This window comes from Isoptericola sp. NPDC060257 (assembly GCF_042726645.1).
Lineage (GTDB): Bacteria > Actinomycetota > Actinomycetes > Actinomycetales > Cellulomonadaceae > Isoptericola > Isoptericola nanjingensis.
The window spans coordinates 1-5,778 of the sequence record NZ_JBHXAW010000282.1 but is presented as its reverse complement, the minus strand read 5'-3'; the positions used below and the strand labels follow the sequence as shown (position 1 = coordinate 5,778).

General features: G+C 76.5%; 4 protein-coding genes and 1 riboswitch. Of the genes, 2 read left to right on the top strand and 2 right to left on the bottom strand.

The features are described 5' to 3' along the window. Both ACFWEK_RS18095 and ACFWEK_RS18090 read right to left on the bottom strand, forming a co-directional pair. A partial coding sequence (locus tag ACFWEK_RS18095) for an ABC transporter ATP-binding protein (RefSeq protein WP_430554926.1) occupies positions 1-1,980 on the bottom strand: 1,980 nt, incomplete at its 3' end. 372 nt (positions 1,981-2,352) lie between these two features. Beyond that, positions 2,353-4,107, bottom strand: coding sequence for a bifunctional hydroxymethylpyrimidine kinase/phosphomethylpyrimidine kinase (locus ACFWEK_RS18090; RefSeq protein WP_430554925.1), 1,755 nt, complete (start codon positions 4,105-4,107; stop codon positions 2,353-2,355). Beyond that, positions 4,098-4,228: riboswitch (TPP riboswitch) on the bottom strand. (Overlaps the previous gene by 10 nt.) Before the next feature lie 134 nt (positions 4,229-4,362). Here ACFWEK_RS18090 and ACFWEK_RS18085 point away from each other — a divergent pair. Next, on the top strand, positions 4,363-5,019 hold the full coding sequence (locus ACFWEK_RS18085) for a hypothetical protein (RefSeq protein ID WP_430554924.1): 657 nt from the start codon (positions 4,363-4,365) through the stop codon (positions 5,017-5,019). Between the two features lie 89 nt (positions 5,020-5,108). Further along, positions 5,109-5,778: YcnI family protein (locus ACFWEK_RS18080; RefSeq protein WP_430554923.1), on the top strand; the 670-nt coding region annotated here is incomplete at its 3' end.

Genomic DNA, 5,778 nt, shown 5'->3' with positions numbered 1-5,778 from the left:
GGGGCTCCAGCTCCTCGAAGGAGAGGTCGTCGTACGGGCAGTAGAGGTGCTCGGATTACATCCGCTCGCGCTCGGGGTCGTCCTCGGGAAGGTCGACGAAGTCGAGCACGACCATGCCGCCGGAGAGGCCGAGGGCGGTCTCCACCGAGTCGGTGAGGCGGCCTCCTCGGTCTGGGCCTGCTCGGGTTGCTCCCGGTCGGCGTGCTCGGCGCACTCCTCCCAGTCCTGCTCCAGGCTGGAGATGACGTGTCGGTAGTGGGCGTCGGTGGCGAGCAGGTCGCGATGGGTGCCCACGGCCGTGATCCGGCCGTCCTGCAGCACGGCGACCCGGTCCGCGAGCGCGACGGTGGACGGCCGGTGCGCGATGACGAGACTGGTCGTGCCGTCGAGGACGTCGCGCAGGCGCGTGGTGACGGCCTCCTCGGTGGCGACGTCGAGCGCGGACAGCGGGTCGTCGAGCACGAGCACGGCGGGGTGTGCCGCGATGGCCCGGGCGAGCGCGAGCCGCTGCCGCTGCCCGCCGGACAGAGACAGCCCTTCCTCCCCGATGCGGGTCTCGACGCCCTGCGGCAGGTCGGCGACGAAGCCCGCCTGCGCCACCTCGAGCGCCTCGTGCAGGCGCCGCTCGCGCTCCTCCTCCGGCACGGCGTCGGGGCCCGCCTCCGGGACGCCGAGCAGCACGTTGTCCCGCACCGACGCGGAGAACAGCGTGGGGTCCTCGAACGCGACCGCGACGGCGCGGCGCACGTCGTGCCGGCGCAGCCGACGCACGTCCACGCCGTCGAGCAGCACCTCGCCGCCGGTGACGTCGAAGATGCGCGGCACGACCATCGCGAGGGTGGACTTGCCCGAGCCGGTGAGGCCGACGAGCGCCGTCGTCGTGCCGACGGGCAGCTCGAGGTCGACGTGCGCGAGGACCGGCCGCTCCGCGTCCTCGTAGCGGAACGTGACGTCGCGGAGCTCGACGTGGCCTCGCGCCGGGCCGGGCTCGACGGGGTCGGCCGGGTCGGCCGGGTCGGCCAGCGGGTTCGGGGTCTCCATCACCTCGAAGAAGCGGTCGACGGCGGTGCGCGCGTTGAGCGTCATCGACAGGGTCATGCCGAGGTCGACCACGGGGCCGTTGATCACGGCCGTCGTCAGGAAGAAGGCGACGAGGCTGCCGACGGTGATCTGCCCCTGGGCGGCGAGCACCGTGCCGAGCACGAGGCAGACGGCCAGCGTGACCTCGGGGATGAGCTGCAGCGACGTGGTGACGGTGGCCTGGTTGCCCGCCTTGCGGATCTCCGTGCGACGCAGCTCCTCCGCCTGGTCGGTGAACGAGTCGAGGGCGTCGCGCCCGCGGCCGAACGCCTTGAGCACGCGGATGCCGTGCACGGACTCCTCGACCGTCGTGGCGAGGTCGCCCGACTGGTCCTGCGACAGGCGTGCGATGACGCGGTACCGCCGCGAGAAGCGGAACGCGATGACCGTCACGGGGATCGCGCCCGCGAGGTAGACGAGGCCGAGCCAGCCGGCGGTGGCCAGCAGGATGCCCACGCCGACCACGATCGTCACGATGCTGACGACGAGCTGCAGGACGCCGAAGACCAGCCAGCGACGGAGCAGGCCGAGGTCGCCCATGATCCGGCTCAGCAGCTGCCCGCCGGGCCACCGGTCGTGGAACGCGACGGGCAGGTCCTGCAGGTGGCGGAACAGCGCCATCCGCAGCTCGGCCTCGACCCGCGTGCCGGGATACATCACGAGGTTGCGGCGCAGCAGGACGAACCCGGCCTCCGCGACCCCCAGCACGAGCACGAGGAGGACCGGCACCACGAGGGCGCCGAGGTCGTGGGCGGCGGCGCCCTCCGCGAGCGGGCCCTCGACGAGAGCCTGCAGCACGCGCGGGATCGCCAGCGCGGCGAGGCTCGCGCCGAGCGCCGAGAAGAGGCCGCCGACCATGCGCGGCAACGCGGGCCGGACGTACGGGTAGAGCCGGCGCACGGACGCGAACGTGGAGAGCTCGGAGCCCGCAGGGGCGACGGCCGCCGAGGGGCCGGCGCCCGGCGGGCCGGGCGGCCCCTCGGCGCGACCCGGCGAGGTGCCGGGCGCAGCGGGACCTCGGGGAGCGGAGGAGGCGAAGCTCCTCCTGGGACTGTCGGAGGGATCGGCGCGGCGTGCGCCTCGGCTGCGGCTGCGCGAAGTGCGCTTCGTGTCGGGCATCACACTCATTCTCTCACTCGCCACCGACACGCTTGCCCCGATCACGCGGTGGGGCCGCGAACCGGGACACCGCTTACCGCCGCGGGATCCCGCCGTCGGGCAGGACGGCGGGTCCCGCGACTGGCCCCACGACGGGGATCCGGCCGGCCGCGGTCAGCCCACCGCGACGCGATCGGCGGGGCGCCCGTCGACGTCCTCGGTCGTGCCTCCCCTGCCCGCTGTGCCTGCTGTGCCTGAGGTGCCCGTCGTGCCGGGGAGGCCCGTCTGGTCGAAGAACGCCAGCTCGTGCTCGCACGCCGCGCGGAACGCCGCCGCCATCCGGTCCCGGGTGGACGCGTCGGACGCCGCGGCGGCGCGGCGCAGGATCGCGACGGCCTCCCGCGTCGCGTCCGCGAACGCGTCGTCGGCGTAGGTGCCCAGCCACGCCGCGTACGGGTGGCCCGCGTGGTTGCGCGCGGCCAGCCGCTCCCCCACGTCCTGGTAGATCCAGTAGCAGGGCAGGACGGCGGCCACGAGGGTCGCGTAGTCGTCGCCGGCCGCGCGCAGGTGGTCGAGGTAGGCGGCCGTCGTGGCGCTGGCGGGCACGTCCTGCGGCTCCCCGCCCAGCCAGCGCGTGTGGAGGTCGAGCTCCGTCACCAGGGCGCCATGCGCGCCACCGGCCCAGAACGCCTGCTCGGCCCGCGTGGGCGCGAGCTCGCTCGCCCGGGCGAGGCAGCGCGCGTAGTCGCGCAGGTAGAGCGCGTCCTGCTCCAGGTAGGCGCGGAAGTGGTCGGCGTCGAGGGTCCCGTCGCCCAGCGACCGGACGAACGCCAGCTCGTCGATCGCGGCGCGCACGTCCGCGGCGTCGTCCCACCACCGGGCGACGACGTCCTCCGCGCCCGCCCCGGACGCACGGGCCGCACGGGACGGCGCCTGGGGTTCCGCGCCGCCCGCGCGCAGCCCCACCAGGTGGTCGACGGGACCGTTCCCGCCGCCGACGCGCAGGGCCTCCCCCGCCCGGATCGCCGCGGTCAGCCAGGCCTTCGTGCCGCGCAGCGCCTCGGCCCAGTCGCCCGCGCGCGCGTACCGGGCGGCCAGCCCGCTGGACAGCGAGCAGCCGGTGCCGTGGGTGGAGGTGCTGGTCAGTCGAGGGCCGGGGAGCTCCACGAGCACGCCCCGCGGACCGACGAGGGCGTCCGGGGCGCCCACGTCCCTCGCCTCTGACCGCGCGAGGAGGTGGCCGCCCTTCGCCACCACCAGGACCCCGTGCCGGGCGGCCAGCCGTCGCGCCTGCTCGAGGGCGGCAGGCCAGTCCGCGGCGGGGGGCTCCTGCGCGAGGACCGCGAGCTCGGGCAGGTTCGGCGTCACGACGTCCACCCGGCCGAGCAGGTCCCGCACGGCGTCCTCGGCCGCCGGGTCGAGCAGCCGGTCCCCGCTGGTCGCCACCATGACCGGGTCCAGGACGACGGCGGGGCGCGCGGTCGCGCCGGACGGCCCGGACGGCCCGGACGGGTGGGATGCGGCACGCGCCAGCCCGTCGAGCCACGCGGCCACCGCCCGGGCCACCGGGGCCGAGGCGAGCATCCCGATCTTCACGGCGTCGACGGCCACGTCGTCGGCGACGGCGTCGAGCTGCGCGGCCAGGAATGCGGCGGGCGGCACGTGCACGTCACGCACGCCGCGGGTGTTCTGCACGGTCAGGGCCGTGACGGCGGCCATCCCGTAGCCGCCCGCGGCCGCGATCGACTTGAGGTCCGCCTGGATGCCGGCGCCGCCGGACGGGTCGGACCCGGCCACCGCCAGGACCCGGGGCCTGCTGCCCGTCCGCGGCGCCGTCGTCGGCGACGAGACGGGAGCGGGGGCGGCGTGAGCAGGGGTGGTGGTGCCGGCGCGGCCGGCGGAGCTGTCTTCAGGTGCGCGCGCACTCATGTCGACATCCCTTCGCTAGTACGAGCTAGATCAGGTTCGACGGGTGTGTTCTCAGCGCCCGCCGGCCGGCCGTGACGAAGTCGCGGCGATGACCGGTCGGGACGCACCCCGTGTCGTGGCGCCCACCGTAGCCCAGGACGGCCCGGGCGGGTCCGGTGTCCCGCGCGGGTGCGTCGTGACCGGTTCCGCCGGCGCCCGAACGGCCGCCCGGGGCGGGGCTGCAGATCCCGGCCGACGCCGCGGTAGGGTGCGGGGGTGCCCGTGGTCGTCCGTCGTGTGCGCGAGCTCCTCGTCGCCGGCACGACGCTCAGCATCGCGGCCGCCGCCCATCTCCTGGCCGGCGGCGCGCTCCCCGCGGCACCCCTCGCCTGGCTCGTCGTCGCGGCGCGCACGGCGCCGCGCGCGGTGTGGACCGCGCGCCGCCGTCTGACCCTCCCTCGCCTCCTGCCGGCGATGGTCGCGCTGCAGTTCGTGCAGCACACGACGTTGTCCGTGCTCGGCGCGGCGGGCACGGGTGCTCCCTCGGCTCCGCTCGCGACCCCGGGCGCCACCCCGGACGGCCACGCGCTCCACGCCATGGGCCCGGGCTCCCTCGCGCCCGCGACGGGCGGCGGGCTGCTGCACCACGCGGGCGACGCCGGGACGACGACCTGGATGCTCGCCGCGCACGCCGCCGCGGTGCTGCTCACCGCCCTGCTGCTCGCGGCGGGCGACCGGGCGGCCCTCACCGTGGTGGGGCACCTGCGGCACGTCGCGCTCCTCGTGCAGGAGCCGCGGGCGCTTCCGGTGGTCCGCGAGCACGCCGTCGTCGTCGGGCGCACCTGGCGCCCCCACCCGCCCCGCGTCCGCCGGCGCACGCCCCCACGCGGGCCCCCGCTGCTGCTCCCGGGCGCCCTCGCGCGCGCCGCCTGACCCTGCCCTGGTCCGTCGTCGGACGGGGGCGGGTCCCTCGCCGTCCCACGACCGACTGACACACCTGACAGCCAGGAGCGGAAGAACCCATGTCCAGGACCACCCCTGTCCTCACCCCTGCCCTCCGCCCGCGTCGCCTCGCCGGCGCGGCCGCGCTCGCCCTCCCCGCCCTCGTGCTCGGCGCGACCGCCGCGTCGGCGCACGTGACCGTGACCCCCGAGGCGGCCGAGGCCGGGTCGTACGCCACCCTCACCTTCAAGGTCCCGAACGAGTCCGCCGAGGCCTCGACCACCGCGGTGCAGGTCGACCTGCCCACCGACACCCCCTTCACCAGCGTGTCCGTCGAGCCCGTGCCGGGCTGGACCGCGAAGGTCACCCAGGCGCCCCTGCCCGAGCCCGTCGAGGTGCACGGCACCACCGTCACCGAGGCGCCGGCGAGCATCGAGTGGACCGCCGACGACGCCGACGCCGGCATCGCGCCGGGCGAGTTCCTCCGGTTCACCGTGTCGGCCGGCGCCGTCCCGGACGGCGTGGAGGAGATCGTCCTCCCCGCCACCCAGACCTACTCCGACGGCGAGGTCGTCGCCTGGGACCAGGAGGCGTCCGGCGACGCGGAGCCCGAGCTCCCGGCCCCCGTCCTGCAGGTCGTCCCGGCCGCCGAGGACGGCGGCCACGGCGCGGCGTCGGCGGCCGGCGCCGGCGACGCCGGCACGGACGCGCACACGGACGCGTCGGCCGAGGACGACGGCTCCGGCACCC